Consider the following 17625-nt stretch of genomic DNA (forward strand, 5'->3'; position numbering starts at 1 on the left):
AAGCAGCGAGATCTACGACGGCGTCAGCCCGGACAGCGTGAGACGCAGTGCCGCTCGATCGAGTTTGCCGGGGCCGCGGGTGGGCAGGGAGTCGAGCAGGTACAGCTCGCGGGGTGCGGCGGTGACGTCCAAGGTGCTCCCGACGTGTTTGCGTAATGCCGCCAATGTCACTGGACCGCCGACGACAGCGACGACGACGCGGTGCCCGAGGCGCTCGTCGTCGAGGCCGACCACCGCGCACTCGCGCACGGCCGGATGCGTCGAGAGTGCGGCTTCCACCACTTGCGGTACGACGGTGAGCCCGCCGGTCGTGATGGCCTCGTCGAGGCGGCCCTGTATCGACAGCACGCCATCGAGGAGAACTCCGGCGTCGTCGGTGCGGAACCACCCCGGCTCGGCGAAGGCAGGGTGAGCAGGGTTGCCGCGGTAGCCGAGCGCGAGGGTGGCCCCACCGAGTACGACTCTGCCGTTGTCGATGCGGACCAGGGCGCCATCGAGCGGCACGCCGTCGTACACGCAGCCGCCGGCGGTTTCGCTCATCCCATAGGTGCCGACGAGGGTGATTCCGGCTTCGGCCGCCCGTTCGCGGAGGGGGACAGGTGCGGCCGCGCCACCGAGCAGCACCGCATCCAACGACGCGAGTGCCTCGACGGCAGCAGGGTGGTCCAGCGCTTTGACGAGCTGCGTAGGAACGAGCGAGGTATATCGACGCGGGCCGGCGAGCGCTCCGATTGCGGCAGGCAGCGCCGACGGGTCGAAGCCGGTGGAGACGTCGAGTATCACCGGCTCGGTGCCGGCGAGAACACTGCGTAGCAAGACCTGTAGTCCGGCGATGTGATGGGCCGGTAGCGCCAACAGCCATGAGCCGGGGCCGCCGATGCGCTCGTACGTTGCCGTGCCACTTGCCCTCAACGCGGCCGCGGAGAGCATCGCACCCTTCGGGGTTCCCGTGGTGCCGGAGGTGGCCACGACGAGGGCTGCGGCGGACTCGATCGGCGTGCCTGGGGCCAGCGCGTCGCGCAACCGGGCGCTTTCGCGAGTGTCGGACGCGGGGACCGGAAGTACCGCAGGGCAATTCCCGTCGAGTATGTCGCTCAGCCGCGGCAACAGAGCGGCAGCGGCTGGTCCGGCCGGGATAGGTAGTTCTTCGAGCAGGTCCACATCGGCGAGCCTAATCGGATGCTCCCAGTGTGAACGGATCGGCGAGAGGCCATCCGCCCGTCGCGAGATTCGACCGAACCCGATCGATGTCCTCTTCACGTGGCATCTCGTTGGTGACCTTGGTGATGGACACCGCGATACCCGCCTTGTCCGCGGGAAGTTGCCCGTCGGCGATGAGCGCGTCCCTGACGGAATGAACCTCGTCGTCGGACAGTCGGCGGGCCAGCAATGCGAGCAACGGGATGTAGTCCGCGTCGGGTACGCCTTCGGGGTACCCGACGCGGAACCAATCGAGGATCGCGGTGAGGAACGAAGGAACCGCCATCTACTTCAGCGATACCGGATCTGCGAGGGGCCATCCGCCTGCAGCGAGTCGGGCCGAGACACGAGCAATGTCTTCGGGGGTCGGCTCGGTGTCGATCAGTTCCTTGATGAACTCGGAGATCTCGTCGTTGGAGATCGCGCCGGCACTCAGCGCACCACCGATGGGAGCGACGAGGCCGAGTACGACCTCGTGGACTTGGGCGTCGGTCAGTTCGGCGCGACGCAGCAGAGCCACGAGTGGGAAGCGATCCTTCGGAGGTATGCCCTCCGGGTAGCCGGCACGCAACCATTGGAGGACGGATGCGGGAAACGTGGTTTTGGGGTCGGTCATGATGCTTGTCCTTCCTGGTCGAATAGCGAAGTGGATCAGAAGACGGAAATTCCGAACGTGTTGTCGAGGAAGTCCTTCATGATGAAGAGAATCCCAGCAGCGATGGCGAGTACGACAACAGCGAAGCAGAGCGCCGCTACGGCGGTGGCTGCGGCCGGGCGGGTAGTGCGGAGCGAGGTGGTGCCGGTCGCATCGTCCGGTGTCTCGCCGACGGCGAGGGCTCTGAGGCCTAGAGCGAAGATTGCCGGCAGGCCTGCTCCGAGAAGCAGTCCGACGAGTACAACTTTCCACAGCGAGTCCAGCGTGTGAGTGAGAGTTTCCATTGCCGTTCTTCCTAAACCGTTGTGGGGGACTTTTCGTCGGCCGGAAGGAGGCCACCGTCCCACTCGTCGTTGACGTTGCTCGGGTCGATCGGCTGGCGACGCGACCGCAGGTACATGAAGGCTGCCAAGGCGATGAGAATGGCGAAAACGACCAGCACGCCGGGCAATCCGCCCACGGAGTCGGCGAGGTGCCAGCATGCCGCGCCGACGACGCCTGCGAGGGGCAGGGTGATGACCCACGCGACTGCCATGCGTCCCGCGACGTTCCAGCGGACCTGTGCGCCCGGTTTGCCCACGCCCGAGCCGAGGATGGATCCTGTCGCGACCTGCGTCGTCGACAACGGTAGCCCCAGGTGGCTGGAGGTCAGGATAATTGCGGCGGAGGAAGATTCCGCTGCCATTCCCTGGGGGGACGCGATTTCGACGAGTCCCTTGCCGAGTGTGCGGATGACTCGCCACCCACCGAGGTATGTGCCCAGAGCGATCGCGAGTGCGCAGGTGAACTTGACCCACAACGGCATCTCGGCTTCGGGACCGACCGTGCCGTACGCGACGAGAGCCAGGAAGATGACGCCCATAGTCTTCTGTGCGTCGTTGGTGCCGTGGGCGAGCGAGACCAACGATGCTGAACCGATCTGGCCCCAGCGGAAGCCGCGCTCCCTCGACTTCTCCGGCACCGCATTGGTGATGCGGTAGATCACCCGGGTGCCGACGGTGGCAACGAGACCTGCGACGACGGGTGCGAGCACGGCGGGGAGCACGATTTTGCTCCAAACGCCGTCCCAGACGACCCCCGACGTGCCGAGACCCGCGATTGTCGCGCCGATGAGCCCGCCGAACAGTGCATGTGACGAGCTGGACGGTATGCCGAGGAGCCACGTTGCGAGATTCCACAGGATCCCGCCGACGAGACCGGCGAAAATGATGGTCAGCAGCGCTTGGCCACCGGTATCGCCGAGGTTGACGATGCCTTTGGCGACCGTCGCTGCCACCTCCACGGACAGGAATGCGCCGACGAGATTCAAGACGGCGGACAGGGTGACTGCAACCTTGGGTTTCAGTGCCCCTGTTGCGATCGACGTCGCCATGGCGTTGGCGGTGTCATGGAAACCGTTGGTGAAGTCGAACGCCAAAGCGGTCACGACGACAACCAGAAGTACGACGAATTCTGCGCTCACACTACAAAGTGTGACGCCTGGACGCCTCGATCCGTTAACTTCCCCCGAAGTGTTCTTCTTCGGTCCCCGCCCGACGCTACCTGTTCACCTGCCGTTCACTCACGGGTCCTATATGTCCGATTCGTAAGAGGTCTGCGTCACGTCGTACCGACAGAGCCTTCGGAGACGGCTGTGGGACAGTGGAGCCCGTGGAATTCGACGATGGAATCGGCGGTGAGCTCGGCGGGCGGGACGACTCTGTGGCCGCCGCGCTGTCGTACCTCGACTCCGTCGATCCAGCATCCGGGGCGGACGCTCGCATCGGCTGGGACGGACTGCAGGATGTGTCTCCGGATTCCGGTCCCACTCAGACCTCGGTGCAAACATTTCTGTGGATGCATCTACGCCTTCTCGGCGAGGATCGGGATCGTTCGTGGGAAGTAGCGCGGGCACTCGCCGATCTGCTCGATCGTCTCGGCCACGCCAGGTACGCCGACATAGCGCGAAGTGAACAGACACGAACTCTGCTCTCGGCGGTAGACGACGCAACCTGGCAAGAGCAGTACGTCACCGCCGTCGCCGAATCCGGAATCGGGCCGGCGGACACCGAATTGGTCACCTGGCAACAGACCCCGGAAGGTACCGAACGAGCCATCGTCGACCTGATCGGAGAGACCCTCGAAGTAGCCACGGTTGCAGGTGAGTTCACGCCGTCCAGGCCTCACGCACCACCGCTGAAGGCGAGTGCGCTGGCCGCCCGTCGGCGCGGAATGACCGATGCGGTTCTGCGCACCGATCGGCTCGGTGGCGTGCTCCTGGAACAGCTACTCGACCACCGGATCGCGATCTGGTCTGCCTACAGCACCCCGCGGGCCGAGCTCTATCGCGGACTGACCGAAGAGCTGCACAGTGCGAACGAACCCGCTTTCGGATGCGTCCGTCGACTCGAAGGCATCCTCGACCTCGTTGGCGACGGCATCACCCTGACCGACACCGGTTTTCTTCCCGACTCGGTCGTGGAGCGTGCTATCGGCACCCTGTGGTCGCCGAGGGAATGGCCGTTTCCTGCCGGCTCCGAACGCGAGACAGCGCCGGTGCTGACCGTTCGGCGCCTCTTGCTGCGGCTCGGGTTGGTCCGCAAACACCACGGGCGGCTGGTGCCGACGGCCCGGGCTCGTGGAATGAGTGCCGACGGGATGTGGCGCACCCTCGTCTCCCGACTGGTCGGGACCCAGTACCACCCGGAAACGATTGCCGCCGAAGTGGTGCTCGGCGAGGTCGCCCGAGGACGTAGGCCCGTCGAGACCACGGTACTCACCTCGGCGCTGCTGGCCGCCGAAGGGTGGACGCACAGCGGTGAATCTCCTGGCGTCGCCGACATCGAGCCACTCGCCGACGTCGTGACCGCCGAACTGACGGCTTTGGGCGCGTTTTCGTTCCCTGATTCGCGGTCCGGACAGTTCTCGGAAACCCCGTCGCCCGACGGCGTTCGACTCGCAGCGGCCCTGCTCCGACATCGCCTTTTGCACACGAGGCTTCCGACTATCTGATCTAGTCGAGGGCGCGCACCGTTAAGCTGGACGAATACGTAGTCGGTCGGACCGCGCAGAGAGCAGGGAGACGCCGGTGGACCACGATCCCATGTCGCCCAATCTTCGGCCGCGGGCGCGAAGGCAGAGCGACTCGGCACGGCGTTACCTCGATGTCGAGGCAACCACTCCGGCCCTTCGGAACACCGTCGAACTGGCAGCGAAAAGCGTCGGATTCGCCATTGCACAGTTGAACGTACTCGACGACGAAACTATGTATACCCTGGTCAACGTCGGTGGGCCGCCGATGTCGACGGTGGCTCGCTCCATCACGTTGTGCGACGACGTTGTCCGCAGTGGTAAGTCGGCGCTGATTTCTCGCACCCGCGTCGACGCCACGGCACGGCAACGCGACATTCTCGATCAGGTCGGGCTGGAGTCGTACGCGTCGGTTCCGCTTCGTGGTCGCGAAGGCCTGGTGATCGGGACACTGTGTCTGCTCGATCCACTGTCGAGGGAGGTCGACGACGGCCAATTGCAGGAACTGGAGCAGTTTGCGTCCGTTTTGGAGGAGCAACTGGACCTGCATCGACGCGTTGGGTCCACCACCGCCAAGCTCGACGGTGACGTCGATCTGGCCGGCGCATTGCGTGGCGGTCAGATCGTGCCGTGGTTCCAATCGATCGTCGACCTCCGTACCGAGGAGATCGTCGGCTTCGAGGCGTTGGCGAGATGGCATCACCCGACCAACGGTCTGGTCTCGCCGGCGGACTTCGTCCCCTTGGCCGAGTCGAGCGAACTGATCATCGACGTAGACCTGGAAGTTCTGCGGCAGGCCGTGCGCGCGGCGGAGACATGGCAGAAACTTCGCCCGGGTCTGCGACTCAGCGTCAACTTGTCCGGGCGTCATCTGGCCCATCCGGACGCCGTGGCCCAGTTGCAGTGCGCAGTGGCGGAGGCCGATGTCGACCCACGCTCGATCTCGCTCGAGCTCACCGAAACGTCCGCGGTGACCGACGGTCCGCTGATTCGACGACACATCGACGACGTACACGCCCTCGGGTTTCGAGTACTGCTCGACGATTTCGGCTCGGGCTGGTCATCCCTGGAACGGCTCGTCACCCTCGAACCCGACGGGATCAAGATCGACGGTCGGTTGTCTCGGCTGGTGGATACTCCTCGCGGCAAAGCTCTGCTCGGCGCCATCTCGAAAGTCACGCGGGAACTCGGCCTGTCGATGATCATCGAAGGTATCGAGACCCGTGAACAGGCCGATATCGCCCTCGAACTCGGATGCACACTGGCCCAAGGTTTCCTCTGGTCACACCCGCAATCGGCCGGCGCGGTCCTCCGGCTTCTCAGTGGTGATCAGTCGCCGCGCACATCGCGGCGTAACGGATGATCGGGCGGGATCTGGACCAACACGATATCGACCCCGTCCGGGTCGCGTAACCACATCTCGATCAAACCCCAGAATTCCGTTTTCGCTGCTCGTTCGATCCGAACCCCGCGAGCACGCAGTTCGGTCGCGGCGGACTCGATATCGCGTACCTGCAGCCACAGCGCGCCGTCGAACGACGTCGGTTCGCTCGCTCCGCCGTGTGCGGCGATCTCGATGAGGCTCTGGCCGGCGAAGAACACGGTGCCGGCGCTGTATTCGCGATGTATGGCCAGACCGAGGCCGTCCCGGTAGAACGCGAGGGCGCGCTGGTAGTCGGTAGGGCGCAAAATCGTTCGACTACTCAAGATCTCCACACCACATCGATATCACATATGCGTCGACCCGTCGGTCGCCGTCATGGAGTCGCCTCGTGGCCGGGGGCGTCGTGAGTTCTGCGCGACTCCTTCATCTCGGCCTCGAATACATGCCGCTTCCCTTCCTGCAGTTCGGCACGTACCTGTTGCTCGTGGCATCGGAAATGAGACCAGTACAAATCGTCGAATTCCTCGACGATCTGGAACGACCACCGCCCGTCGATCGCATTGCGTCCGACCATTTCGGTTTCGAGCCTGTCCGCCTGGGTGAGATGCCCGGCCTCCCGCAGTGCGGAGACTGCCTCGCCGAGTTGGAGATCGGCGTGACCCATCAGTTGATGGAACGAATAGAGGTGGCCACGGGCTCGTTCGATGGTTTCGAGGGCTTCGGAGACCTTGCCGATCGCCGCGACGGTGTCATCGGAGGTGTTCGCCGGCCGTACATGCTCGGGCTCGGGGTTCTGGCGATCGTTGCTCATGAGGCAGACATTCCCCCAGCGGCTGGATCCGAACCTGGTTCCTCAGATCAGGGTCGTCACCACTCGGTTGCCGCCGGCAGCTTTGGCCTCGTACATCATCGAATCCGCGACGCGAGTTGCGGTGCCGACGGGATCGGCGCTATCGGTCCACAGATCCGATTCGGCGTAGAGAATGGCGGCTCCGATGCTGACCGTCACCGGTATGGCGTCGTTCGCGCCATGGAGCGCGCGCCTGACGCCGTGAATCAAAGCGTCGATGTGCAGCCGCGAGGTGACGACGGCGGCCAGATACTCCTCGCCACCGGTACGGCCGACGACCCCGTATCTGGACACATGGGCGGTCAGGCGTTCGGCGACCCGGCAGATGACCGCGTCGCCCTCGTCATGGCCGTAGATGTCGTTGACCGACTTGAAATTGTCGATGTCGACGACCACCACCGCGGCGCACCATCCGTTGCGTTGTCCCTGGGGCAGCAGGTCCTCGATCGCTGTCGTCAGTCCTCTGCGGTTGAGTAGTCCGGTCAGCGGATCGAGGACCGAGCTCCGAGCATCTGCCGACAATGTCGTCAGGAAGATGTGTGAGGTGATCGGCACACTCATGATGGCGAGAAGTACGACGTTGGTTCGGACCAGCAGGTTCAGCGTGTCCGTACGGCCCTGCAGATACAAGGCCCCCGCGATGCCGAGTACGGCGGCGGATGCGAAGACGAGATGCAGCACGAGCCAACGCGGGCTTACGAAGAACGTGACGAAACCACCGATCACCGCGAACAGGACGCAACCGAGCAGAGCGTTTCCCAGCTCCATCAACACCAGCGCCGAGGTGATGCCGAGATCTGCGTACACCGCGAACAGAACGACCCCGAGTCTCCCGGGGAAAGGCAACAGGAGCCACAGCGCCGCGATGATCAGGTTGGTGATGCACAGCGTCAACGTCCAGATCGTCGCGGCAGCTCCGCTCGGCCCCCCGTCGGCGAACAAAGATATGAAGGACATGACGCTGATGTTGATCATCGACAGCGCGATGAGGAGTCGGATGACCTTGCCCGAACGATGAGAGTTCTGGAACTCGCGCATCCACTCGTAGTCGTGAGCTGCCGTGAACCACTCGAGAACAGCCTTCCGTGCGCCGACGGCCGGTGGCCGACGACTGGGGAGAGCTTCGCGCGAGAGAGACATGAGGGGGTGTCGACTCTTTTTAGAAGTAGCGGGGGAACGGAGACCAGTCGGGGTCGCGCTTCTCGAGGAACGAATCACGGCCTTCGACGGCTTCATCGGTCATGTATGCCAACCGTGTCGCCTCGCCCGCGAACAACTGCTGACCGACGAGGCCGTCGTCCTGCAGGTTGAACGCATATTTGAGCATCCGCTGCGCCTGCGGCGACTTGGCGTTGATCTTCGCGGCCCACTCGATGGCCACGTTCTCGAGTTCGTCGTGATCGACGACGCGATTGACGGCACCCATGCGATGCATGTCCTCGGCCGTGTAGGTGTCGCCGAGGAAGAAGATCTCGCGAGCGAACTTCTGTCCCACCATCTTGGCGAGATATGCGCTGCCGTAGCCGCCGTCGAAGCTGCCGACGTCGGCATCGGTTTGCTTGAACCGGGCATGTTCGCGACTGGCGAGGGTCAGGTCGCATACGACGTGCAAGCTGTGGCCACCGCCCGCTGCCCAGCCGTTGACGAGGCAGATGACGACTTTCGGCATGAAGCGGATCAGTCGCTGCACTTCGAGGATGTGTAGTCGGCCTGCGCGTGCTCGGTCCACCGTCTCGGCAGTCTCGCCGTCGGCGTACTGATAACCGCTTCTGCCTCGGATTCGCTGGTCACCGCCGGAACAGAACGACCACACGCCGTCTTTCGAGCTCGGGCCGTTACCGGTCAGCAGCACTGTGCCGACGTCGGAGCTCATCCGAGCATGCTCGAGTGCGCGGTACAGCTCGTCGACGGTGTGGGGACGGAATGCGTTCCTGATGTCGGGTCGATCGAACGCGACGCGAACGGTGTCGTCACGTACGTGGCGGTGGTAGGTGATATCGGTGAGGTTTTCGAAGCCGGGAACGGTTTGCCACAGGGAAGGAGTGAAGGTCACCTGGTCACGATAGAGCGCCACGATCGGTACGTCGCGAATACCCGGTTCCTGACTACGGGTTACGGTGCTGGAATGAGCGAACAGGCAGGCCAGGACCAGTACGAGCGCCACGGCGGGTTTCCGAAGTACCGACAAGCCGACGTCGGGCCTGAATACGGCAGGCTCGTGGCGGGGCTGCGAACGCTTCAGGATCTGGCGGTGAGCGCGGCGCCGACACCGGAGGCGACTGTCGAGGCCGCCGAACGGGTCGAAGCATTGATCGATCTGCTGACCCCGTTCCAGGTGCCGGAGGGACAGGCGCCCGCCGGCCGTGTGATGACCCTTCCCGGTCGCGGCTCGCTACTGATGCTGCCGTGGACCATCGAGAAGTTCGACGCCGAAGGAGTCCGTAGCCGTGGCGTGTTCCGCCGCTATCACCTCGGCGGAAACGGTGCTGCGCACGGCGGCACGCTTCCGTTGCTGTTCGACGACATGTTGGGGATGATTCAGCATGCCTACGGCAGGCCGATCAGCCGGACCGCATTCCTGCACGTCAATTACCGCAAGATCACTCCACTGGACACCGAACTCGTCGTCGAGGGCAGTGTCGAGCGCGTCGAAGGCCGTAAGACGTTCATCAACGCCGTACTACGCGATCTGGAGGGCAATGTTCTCGCCGACTGCAATGCGCTGATGCTGCAGCTTCTGGAGGGGCAGCAGTGAACCCAGCGTCCGTCGAGGAGTTTCTCGATGGATCCCACGTTCTCTCGATTCCGTTGCACACCAAGTTTCGCGGCATCACCACCCGCGAAGTCATGCTGGTCCGAGGACCGGCAGGGTGGGGTGAATTCTCGCCGTTCATCGAGTACGACGACCAGGAATCCTCCGCGTGGCTGCGCTCTGCCATCGAAGCTGGATGGGAGGGGCCGCCTGCGCCGTACCGCGAGCGGGTCCGCGTCAACGCGACAGTGCCCGCTGTGTCCGCGGCCGAGGTCCCCGCAATTCTGGATCGGTTTCCCGGCGTCGACACCGCGAAAGTGAAGGTAGCCGAAAAGGGTCAGAGCGTCGTCGAAGACGTCGAACGCGTGCGTGCCGTGCGCGCACTCGTTCCGCGGGTTCGCGTCGACGCGAACGGAGGCTGGACCGTCGATCAAGCCGTGGAGGTGCTGTCGAGGTTGCTCGACGACGGCGAACTCGAATATGCCGAACAGCCGTGTGCGACGGTGCCGGAACTCGTCGAGGTTCGTCGACGTCTGCCGACCGTTCGGATCGCAGCCGACGAAAGTATCAGGCGCGCCGAGGACCCACTTCGAGTCGTTCGAGCTGGGGGAGCCGACATCGCCGTACTCAAAGTGGCGCCGCTCGGCGGGATGCGCGCGTTGCTGGAGTTGGCAGGCGAACTGGGCGAATACGGGGTCCCCGTGGTGGTCTCCAGCGCCTTGGACTCCGCTGTCGGTATGGCATCCGGACTTGCTGCCGCGGCGGCAATTCCGAAGCTCGAGTTCGCCTGCGGCCTCGGCACCGGAAGTCTGTTCGAATCCGATGTCGTTGCCGCGCAGGAACTTCTCGACGGCACTGTGCGCGCCGAGCCTGTCGAGCCCGATCCGGAGCGGTTGACGTCGCTGGCGGCACCGGAGGATCGCGTGCTGTGGTGGCGTGAGCGGGTGCGGCGGTGTTGGGCGGGAGCGCAGCCTGCGGAGTGAGCAGGGAAGCGGGAGCGCAGCCTGCGGAGTGAGCAGGGAAGCGGGAGCGCAGCCTGCGGAGTGAGCAGGGAAGCGGGAGCGCAGCCTGCGGAGTGAGCAGGGAAGCGGGAGTTCAGCCTGCGGAGTGCCCAGGAAACAATCCTGCGGTACTCTTTCCCACGTCGTTCGCCGAACGTGAAGATCTGGGAGGAATTTCGAAGTGGTTGCTGCACTGAAGGAATCGTTGCTCGACGAGTCCAAGCGCGATGTTCTGTTGCGTGATGTCTTGGCTTTGATCGACGCGGAGGTGTCGGACAAGAAGGGCGCGAGCGGCTTGGCCGTCAAGGGCGGTTACGGGGCGGTCAAGAAGGTCGGCCCGTCGTACATCGAGCGGGCCGTCGAACAGCTGTGGCCGGAGTTCGTGGACAAGTTGGAGCCGCTGTGGCAGTCGTACAATGCTGCTCCGGTGGGGTCGTTCTCGGACTATCTCGTTGCCAACTCCGATCAGGCATCCGACGCGCTGCTGGCGGTCACGGACGAGCGGATCGATGAGACGGACAAGAGCGTGGTGAAGAAGTTCTACGGGAGCCTTCGTGGCTCGGCGAAGAAGAATGTTGCCGAGGCGTTGCCGCGCGTCGGTGACCTGGTCACCAAGTACGCAGGCTAGGCGACTTCGTCTCGGGTGGAGGGGATACGTTCGCAAGGGACGTATCCCCTTCATCTGGTTGCGAGGCGACCGTTCTTGATTGCCTGCAGTAGCAGCGCATGATCAGCTTCGGTCTGATCGGCGTACAGCCGCGCGAATCGGGAAAGCGCCACGTCGAGAACGTCGGATGTGCCTACGTAGCCGGCGATCATCGAGGCCCCGCTGGTTCGGGCGTGACCTTTCGCCAGCAATCTGCCGACGACACCTGCATAGTCGACGAGTGCGGGGGCGTCGATCGAGGACAGGTCGATGGTGCCCTTCATGTTGCGGAACTGTCGCACGTAGTACTGGCGCCCGTCGATGGTCGTCCACCCCAGCAGTGGGTCGCTCACGGTCTGCAGATCCTGCTGGTATTCCACGACGCGTTGGCCTTGGTGTGCATGCCACGCGGACTCACCGTGAACATAGGGGGCCAGGACCGACCGTCGTGCCTGCTTGAGTTGGAGGAACACGACGTCGTCGGGACTGCTGCCTTCCAGGAGCGCCACGTAGGCGCGTAGGCCGACACTGCCGACGCCGACGACGCGGTGCGCGACGTCGATCAACGTGTAGCCGCCGAGTACGCGGCGCCAATGCGGGGACAAAGTGGCCAGGTACTCGTCGAGTCCTTGGGCGAGAAGTTCTTCGTCACGGGCCGGGATGCGTGTGGTGATCGGCGGTTCCTCGACCAGGCGGCGCTGCCCCTCGTGTTCGACGGTGAATCTGGGGAGCGCACGGTCGCTGGTACTTCGCCGAGCCTTCTTCGATGCCCGTTTGATCTCCTTGCGCAACGACCCTTCGGTGACGTCTGCCTCCAGTTTCTCGGCGGTCAGGCGTTGGAAGGACCGCGACATCAGTGGTTCGTCGGCCAGTCTCGACACTTCGAGTCGGTAGGCGCGGACGCAGGCAGCTACGGCCTCCTCGCATTGGGATTCGCTGCGGCCGTTCTGCCGCCCGGCCACCCAGATGCTCGCGGCGAGGCGACGTAGATCCCATTCCCAACCGCCCGGATGGGCCTCGTCGAAATCGTTGAGATCGATCACCAGGTCACGTTCGGGGGAAGCGTAGAACCCGAAATTGCCCAGGTGCGAGTCCCCGCTGATGATCGGAGTGATTCCCGTGGACGGCAACAGTGCGACATCTCGTGCCATGACGATCGCAGTCCCGCGGAGGAACCCGTACGGAGACTCGGCCATCCGCTCCACGCGCACCGGTATCAGCCAGTCGATGCGACCGTCGTGGGAGAACTCGATCTGCCGGATCGGATCCGGTCGGTCGGGGGGCGCGGACCAGTCGCCCATCGATTCGCGGGAGACCTTCTCGCGCAGGCTGCGACCGAGCTCGTATCGCTCCGCCCTCGGCGTCGGACGAACCCGCAGCGTCGCGAAAGACCGTTTGTCGTCCTCACCGATGCTGGTGACGACGGCGTGGCCATGGGGAGCGTTGGGCATAGGTGAACTGTAGAACCTGGCGGTCTCGCAAGTGGGTCAGGTCCTGCAGCGGGCGGCACTGTCAGGGGTGGGTGGGGCGATCGATCGAGCGCACCCGAGGTGGGAGCCCCCATTCGGTTCGGCCGAGCCTGCTGAGTGGGGCGATGTCGGCGAACGACGGTAGGCCGTCTTCGGCGAGGACTTCCGGGCGCACCGCGACGGCGACGACGTTGCCCATGACGACGAAGGAGTCGCCGACTTCGATGATCCGATGCAGGGTCGCCTCGATGGCTATCGGTGATTCGGCGACGCGCGGGGGCGAGACCTTCTCGCTGGGCTCGTGTGAGATGCCGAGTTCGTCCAGTTCGCTGACGCCGTGTTCGTAGTCGGCGGACGACGCATTCACCTGTTCCATGAGGGGTTCGGTGGCGAGATTGATCACGAACTCGCCCGTTGCCTCGATGTTCCGCAGGCTGTCTTTTCGTCCTACGGAGGTGAATTGCACGACCGGCGGGTTGGCCGAGGACACCGAAAAGAAGCTGTAGGGAGCGAGGTTCGCCACACCTTCCGATGACAGTGTCGACACCCAGGCGATGGGTCGCGGCACGACCGAGGCGGTGAGCAGGCGATAGAAGTTACTCGGGGGCATTTCGGACGGATGGAAGACGGTGCGCATCGGTTCATAGTGTCAAAGTCCTCGGCCAATCCGCCGGTGTGCAATGGACTTCAAGCAGTCGGTATCGGTTATTCGAAAGACCGGCCTGGGATTCGAAGATCGACCTGAAGTTCGAAGACTAGGCCGAATACGCCTCGGCGAGTCGAATCTGACAACCTTGGAGATGTGAATCCGTCCAGTGCTCAGGCCACCGCCGTCGTCGACGAGCTGGTTCGGGGTGGTGTTCGTGAGGTCGTGCTGTGCCCGGGCTCGCGCAATGCTCCGCTCGCGTTCGCACTACAGGAAGCCGACGCTGCAGGCGTGCTGCGGCTGCACATGCGGATCGACGAGAGAACCGCGGGGTTCCTTGCGATCGGATTGATTCTGGCCGGGGGTCGTCCAGTTCCGGTGGTCATGACCTCCGGAACCGCGGTCGCCAATCTGGGGCCTGCCGTTCTCGAAGCGAACTATGCACGGATGCCGCTGATCGTGCTGAGTGCGAACCGGCCTTACGAGATGCTCGGCACCGGCGCCAATCAGACCATCGAGCAGTTGGGGCTGTTCGGCAGTCAGGTGCGAGCGACGATCAGCCTCGGGCTGGCCGAGGACGGGTCAGGCCAGAACAGTCAGTGGCGCAGCGCGGTGTGCAGGGTGCTGGCGGCAGCGCGCGGAACTCGATCGGGCAACGCCGGTCCGGTGCATTTCGATATTCCGCTACGTGAACCTTTGGTACCCGACATCGGCGACCGTGAGCCTGCCGCTCTCGGCCGTCCCGACGGTGCAGCCTGGACGACGACCCAGCAGGCAACCCTCGACGTGCCGGTCGACGTCGATCTCACCGTGGACACGATCGTCGTATCCGGTCACGGCGCAGCCTTGAGACCCGAATTGGCAGGTTTGCCGACCGTAGCGGAACCGACAGCCCCCTTGCATGGCGTTCCACTGCATCCGATGGCCCTGTCGCAGCTGAAGCCGCGTCAGGTGATAATCACCGGGCGTCCGACACTGCATCGAACCGTCTCGAAGGTGCTGGCCGATCCCGCAGTCGACGTCTTCGCCTTGACGACGGGTCCGCGGTGGCCCGACGTGTCCGGCAACGTCCTTGCCACCGGCACCCGTGCGCTGGTGTCGGGGACGCCGAGGGCGGCCTGGTTGGAGCGCTGCGCGACGCTGTCCGCGAAGGCGGACCACGCCGTCCGCGATCAGCTCGATGCGCATCCCAAGCCGACGGGACTCCACGTCGCGGCAACGGTGATGTCCTCGCTACGCGTCGGCGATCGGTTGCTGTTGGGAGCGTCGAACCCGGTTCGCGACGCGGCCTTGGTGAGCTATCCGAGCGAAGGTGTTTCCGTGTTGTCCAACCGTGGGGTCGCGGGAATCGACGGCACCGTCTCGACGGCGGTCGGTGCGGCGCTGGCTGGAGGAGGTCGCACGATTGCGCTACTCGGCGACCTGACTTTTCTCCACGACGCGTCCGGCCTGCTCATCGGTACGGGGGAGCCGCGGCCGAGTGATCTGACGATCGTCGTCGCCAACGACGACGGCGGCGGCATTTTCGAACTTCTGGAGCAGGGGGATCCGCAGTACGCCGGTGCTTTCGAGCGAGTGTTTGGAACTCCTCACGGCATGGATCTGGCGGCGTTGTGCGCGGCGTACCGCATCCCGCATCGCAGCGTCGACACGGCGGAGCTTGCCGTTCTGCTGGAGGGCAATGCCGATGGAATTCGAGTCCTCGAGGTCACCACCGAGCGTTCGGGGCTACGGGAGTTGCACGCGGGGATTCGGGCACGCCTCTAGACAGTGTCGTTCGGATACTGTTGTGCGGCAACCCAATCGATGGTTTCCTGGGTTTCGGTATCGATGATGTCCTTGATCATGTCGTTGACGAGCGACTCGATCTTCCCGCCGATGAGTGGAATCTTGACCGTCGAGCTGCCTCTGATCGTCAGCACAGCCCCGGTGCCCGCGGGTCGGAGTGCAAACGTGCCTGCGACCTTGGCAGGGAGCGAGGATGATCCGCCCGTCAAGGTGCCGTCCGCATGGTCACCCTGCAGCGGGCCCCAATGGTCGGACCTGGTGATCAGCAGGGTGCCCTTGATGACCTTCTTGACCAATGCCGGCAGCTCCGTCACCCCGACTTCCTCCGAGATGTCCACCGTCAGACCGCCGTCTTCGTGACTGGTCAGCTTGTAGCCCTCGGTCTTCTCGGCTTTGGCGAATCTGGTCATCCACTGTTCCTCGCTGGTCAGTGCCAGGTAGACCTGGGTGGGAGTGTGTTCGGAGGAAATGGTGAATTCGAAATCGCGCGACATGTCAGCAGAGGCTACCGTCAGGCGCTCACCTGTGCGCCGAACTCGGGAAGTAACCTCTATCGACGTGGATGCCCCCGACAGTGCCGACGGACCGAACAAGGGGTTGGCTCGTACGCGGATTTCGGTTCTTGTCGTCGCAATCGGAATTTCCGTGCTGGCGATTCTCCTTGTCGTCGCGGCGTGGCAGAACGATCGAACTATCACTTCCGACGAGGGAACGGCGACGGCAGAGGTCCTCTCGGCAGGAAGACTCCGCTCTGCGGTCAGCTTCATCACTCCCGACGGGGTCACTCACAATCCACAACTGGGTGTGCTGTATCCGACCAACCTGGTTGCCGGACAACGAATCGACGTCGAATACAACAAGGCCGACCCTGATCTCGTTCGCGTATCCGGCCGCGATGCGAGCGTTGCGATCATCCCGGCCGCGTCGGTCATCGTCGTGACCTGGCTGATTGCAGTTCCGACGCAACTGCTTCTTCGTCGGCGTGAAGAAGCCGATCGGTAACCGTTCGCATGAACTTCGCTCGCCCGTAACGTCGACGCTCCCTGGTAGCCGAAGATGTTGCCCACACTGACAAACGTGCGAGTAGCCATCGTTGCGGAATCGTTCCTACCCAACATGAACGGCGTCACCAACTCGGTGCTCAGAGTGCTCGAGCATCTCGAACGAACCGGCCACGACGCCATGGTTTTCGCGCCGGACAACCCGTCGGGCAGCCCGCGGGCAGCCACCCTGCACGGGCGAATCCCGATCCACCGGGTGCCGGCCGTCATGTTGCCCAGGGTGAGCTCGCTCCCCGTCGGGGTGCCCGGGCCTTCCCTACCGGCGGCTCTGCGCGTATTCGGCCCCGACATCGTGCATCTCGCGTCGCCGTTCGTCCTCGGCGCGGGCGGGATGGCGGCCGCCAAACGGCTCGGAGTTCCCTCGGTCGCGGTCTACCAGACCGATGTCGCAGGGTTCGCCGAAAGCTACGGGCTCGGCCTGACGTCGAAAGCTGTGTGGCGGTGGACGCGTCGGGTTCACCGCGGTGCGGCGCGCACACTTGCGCCGTCCTCGTCCGCGGTCCAGGCTTTGGAGCAACACGGCGTTCCACGGGTCCATCGTTGGGCCCGAGGCGTCGACGCTGTCCGGTTCGCGCCGTCCGCCCGCCGAGAAGCATTGCGCAGACGGTGGGCACCGAGCGGCAAGCTCATCGTCGGGTTCGTCGGACGGCTCGCACCCGAAAAGCACCTCGAGCGGCTCGCCTCGCTGAGCGAGTCCACCCAACTCGTGATCGTCGGTGACGGTCCGGAGCGGGGTGCGCTCGAGAAGCTGATGCCGTCGGCGATCTTCACCGGGCAGCTCGGCGGCGACGAGCTTGCCCAGGCGTTCGCCAGCTTCGACATCTTCGTTCACCCCGGCGAACACGAGACGTTCTGCCAGGCCGTCCAAGAAGCCCTCGCTAGTGGAATTCCCGCCATCGGACCCGACGCAGGTGGACCACGAGACCTGATCACGCACTGCCGCAACGGATATCTGCTGCCTGTGGACCGGTTCGCGGAACTCCTCCCGAGCGCGGTGTCGGCGCTCGCGTCGCCGAAGATGCGAGCCCGGTTCGGTGAGGCAGCGCGGAGGTCCGTGCTGCACCGCACGTGGCCCGTGATCTGCGAAGAACTTCTCGCGCACTACTACGAGGTCCTCGGTTGGGAAAACCGCGCCGCGCTCCGAACGGCGTGACCCGTAAGCTC

At 64.3% G+C, this 17625-nt stretch carries 20 protein-coding genes; 8 read left to right on the plus strand and 12 right to left on the minus strand.

Annotated elements, in window-relative coordinates; genetic code table 11:
- Positions 1–12 precede the first annotated feature (12 nt).
- From menE to O1W68_RS15320, 5 genes are read right to left on the minus strand one after another with little or no spacing between them, the layout of a single operon-like run.
- Positions 13–1161, minus strand: coding sequence for an o-succinylbenzoate--CoA ligase (gene menE, locus O1W68_RS15300; RefSeq protein ID WP_269304906.1), 1149 nt, complete (start codon positions 1159–1161; stop codon positions 13–15).
- A 10-nt stretch (positions 1162–1171) separates the two neighbouring features.
- Entirely contained in the window at positions 1172–1486 is a 315-nt protein-coding gene (locus O1W68_RS15305) for a DUF3349 domain-containing protein (protein WP_269304908.1), read from the minus strand.
- Positions 1487–1816: a DUF3349 domain-containing protein gene (locus O1W68_RS15310; RefSeq protein WP_186627835.1), complete on the minus strand. Its 330-nt coding sequence runs from the start codon at positions 1814–1816 to the stop codon at positions 1487–1489.
- 35 nt (positions 1817–1851) lie between these two features.
- On the minus strand, positions 1852–2139 hold the full coding sequence (locus tag O1W68_RS15315) for a hypothetical protein (RefSeq protein ID WP_269304911.1): 288 nt from the start codon (positions 2137–2139) through the stop codon (positions 1852–1854).
- Between the two features lie 11 nt (positions 2140–2150).
- The gene (locus O1W68_RS15320) at positions 2151–3317 is read right to left on the minus strand and encodes an inorganic phosphate transporter (protein ID WP_269304913.1); all 1167 of its coding nucleotides are present in this window, start codon (positions 3315–3317) and stop codon (positions 2151–2153) included.
- A 188-nt stretch (positions 3318–3505) separates the two neighbouring features.
- On the opposite strand from O1W68_RS15320, the gene O1W68_RS15325 reads away from it, so the two are divergent.
- Both O1W68_RS15325 and O1W68_RS15330 read left to right on the plus strand, forming a co-directional pair.
- Entirely contained in the window at positions 3506–4846 is a 1341-nt protein-coding gene (locus O1W68_RS15325; RefSeq protein ID WP_269304915.1) for a hypothetical protein, read from the plus strand.
- 76 nt (positions 4847–4922) lie between these two features.
- Positions 4923–6227 carry a sensor domain-containing phosphodiesterase gene (locus O1W68_RS15330; RefSeq protein WP_269304917.1) on the plus strand — a complete coding sequence of 435 codons (1305 nt, stop codon included), beginning with the start codon at positions 4923–4925 and terminating at the stop codon, positions 6225–6227.
- On the opposite strand, the gene O1W68_RS15335 is transcribed toward O1W68_RS15330, so the two are convergent.
- Genes O1W68_RS15335 through O1W68_RS15350 form a run of 4 tightly spaced genes read right to left on the minus strand, consistent with a single transcriptional unit; the run spans position 6194 to position 9151 of the window.
- Positions 6194–6580, minus strand: coding sequence for a VOC family protein (locus O1W68_RS15335; protein ID WP_269304918.1), 387 nt, complete (start codon positions 6578–6580; stop codon positions 6194–6196). The genes O1W68_RS15330 and O1W68_RS15335 overlap by 34 nt on opposite strands.
- A 41-nt stretch (positions 6581–6621) precedes the next feature.
- The gene (locus O1W68_RS15340; protein ID WP_269304920.1) at positions 6622–7059 is read right to left on the minus strand and encodes a hypothetical protein; all 438 of its coding nucleotides are present in this window, start codon (positions 7057–7059) and stop codon (positions 6622–6624) included.
- A gap of 42 nt (positions 7060–7101) precedes the next feature.
- A complete protein-coding gene (locus tag O1W68_RS15345; protein ID WP_269304922.1) occupies positions 7102–8238 on the minus strand; it encodes a GGDEF domain-containing protein in 1137 nt (378 codons plus the stop codon).
- Between the two features lie 19 nt (positions 8239–8257).
- Positions 8258–9151 (minus strand): 1,4-dihydroxy-2-naphthoyl-CoA synthase, encoded by an 894-nt coding sequence (locus O1W68_RS15350; protein WP_186627842.1) that lies wholly within the window; start codon positions 9149–9151, stop codon positions 8258–8260.
- A gap of 72 nt (positions 9152–9223) precedes the next feature.
- Here O1W68_RS15350 and O1W68_RS15355 point away from each other — a divergent pair, with 72 nt between their 5' ends.
- From O1W68_RS15355 to O1W68_RS15365, 3 genes are all read left to right on the plus strand, one after another.
- A complete protein-coding gene (locus O1W68_RS15355; protein ID WP_269304925.1) occupies positions 9224–9853 on the plus strand; it encodes a PaaI family thioesterase in 630 nt (209 codons plus the stop codon).
- On the plus strand, positions 9850–10833 hold the full coding sequence (locus O1W68_RS15360; protein WP_269304928.1) for an o-succinylbenzoate synthase: 984 nt from the start codon (positions 9850–9852) through the stop codon (positions 10831–10833). Before O1W68_RS15355 ends, O1W68_RS15360 begins: the two co-directional genes overlap by 4 nt.
- Before the next feature lie 199 nt (positions 10834–11032).
- Positions 11033–11479, plus strand: a complete 447-nt coding sequence (locus O1W68_RS15365) for a DUF6918 family protein (protein WP_269304929.1) — start codon at positions 11033–11035, stop codon at positions 11477–11479.
- A gap of 50 nt (positions 11480–11529) precedes the next feature.
- On the opposite strand, the gene O1W68_RS15370 is transcribed toward O1W68_RS15365, so the two are convergent.
- The gene (locus tag O1W68_RS15370; protein ID WP_269304931.1) at positions 11530–12948 is read right to left on the minus strand and encodes a DUF2252 domain-containing protein; all 1419 of its coding nucleotides are present in this window, start codon (positions 12946–12948) and stop codon (positions 11530–11532) included.
- Between the two features lie 61 nt (positions 12949–13009).
- Positions 13010–13603 (minus strand): flavin reductase family protein, encoded by a 594-nt coding sequence (locus O1W68_RS15375; RefSeq protein ID WP_269304934.1) that lies wholly within the window; start codon positions 13601–13603, stop codon positions 13010–13012.
- A 165-nt stretch (positions 13604–13768) separates the two neighbouring features.
- Between O1W68_RS15375 and menD the strand changes: the two genes are divergently transcribed.
- Positions 13769–15379, plus strand: a complete 1611-nt coding sequence (gene menD, locus O1W68_RS15380) for a 2-succinyl-5-enolpyruvyl-6-hydroxy-3-cyclohexene-1-carboxylic-acid synthase (RefSeq protein ID WP_269304936.1) — start codon at positions 13769–13771, stop codon at positions 15377–15379.
- Here the strand turns inward: menD and O1W68_RS15385 are convergent.
- Complete coding sequence (locus O1W68_RS15385) at positions 15376–15894, minus strand: DUF2505 domain-containing protein (protein WP_269304938.1); 519 nt, start codon at positions 15892–15894, stop codon at positions 15376–15378. The genes menD and O1W68_RS15385 overlap by 4 nt on opposite strands.
- A 64-nt stretch (positions 15895–15958) precedes the next feature.
- On the opposite strand from O1W68_RS15385, the gene O1W68_RS15390 reads away from it, so the two are divergent.
- The gene (locus O1W68_RS15390; protein ID WP_269304940.1) at positions 15959–16402 is read left to right on the plus strand and encodes a DUF3592 domain-containing protein; all 444 of its coding nucleotides are present in this window, start codon (positions 15959–15961) and stop codon (positions 16400–16402) included.
- 75 nt (positions 16403–16477) lie between these two features.
- Complete coding sequence (locus tag O1W68_RS15395; RefSeq protein WP_269304942.1) at positions 16478–17614, plus strand: glycosyltransferase family 4 protein; 1137 nt, start codon at positions 16478–16480, stop codon at positions 17612–17614.
- The last annotated feature ends 11 nt before the right edge of the window (positions 17615–17625 follow it).

The sequence above is a fragment of the Rhodococcus sp. H36-A4 genome (assembly GCF_027158005.1).
Taxonomy (GTDB): Bacteria; Actinomycetota; Actinomycetes; order Mycobacteriales; family Mycobacteriaceae; genus Rhodococcoides.

Excerpts from the sequence above, each read along its gene's own strand:
- O1W68_RS15305 (WP_269304908.1), bottom strand. The coding sequence starts at position 1,486 with ATGGCGGTTCCTTCGTTCCTCACCGCGATCCTCGATTGGTTCCGCGTC.
- O1W68_RS15310 (WP_186627835.1), bottom strand. The coding sequence starts at position 1,816 with ATGACCGACCCCAAAACCACGTTTCCCGCATCCGTCCTCCAATGGTTG.
- O1W68_RS15315 (WP_269304911.1), bottom strand. The coding sequence starts at position 2,139 with ATGGAAACTCTCACTCACACGCTGGACTCGCTGTGGAAAGTTGTACTC.
- O1W68_RS15340 (WP_269304920.1), bottom strand. The coding sequence starts at position 7,059 with ATGAGCAACGATCGCCAGAACCCCGAGCCCGAGCATGTACGGCCGGCG.
- O1W68_RS15345 (WP_269304922.1), bottom strand. The coding sequence starts at position 8,238 with ATGTCTCTCTCGCGCGAAGCTCTCCCCAGTCGTCGGCCACCGGCCGTC.
- O1W68_RS15355 (WP_269304925.1), top strand. The coding sequence starts at position 9,224 with ATGAGCGAACAGGCAGGCCAGGACCAGTACGAGCGCCACGGCGGGTTT.
- O1W68_RS15370 (WP_269304931.1), bottom strand. The coding sequence starts at position 12,948 with ATGCCCAACGCTCCCCATGGCCACGCCGTCGTCACCAGCATCGGTGAG.
- O1W68_RS15375 (WP_269304934.1), bottom strand. The coding sequence starts at position 13,603 with ATGCGCACCGTCTTCCATCCGTCCGAAATGCCCCCGAGTAACTTCTAT.
- O1W68_RS15385 (WP_269304938.1), bottom strand. The coding sequence starts at position 15,894 with ATGTCGCGCGATTTCGAATTCACCATTTCCTCCGAACACACTCCCACC.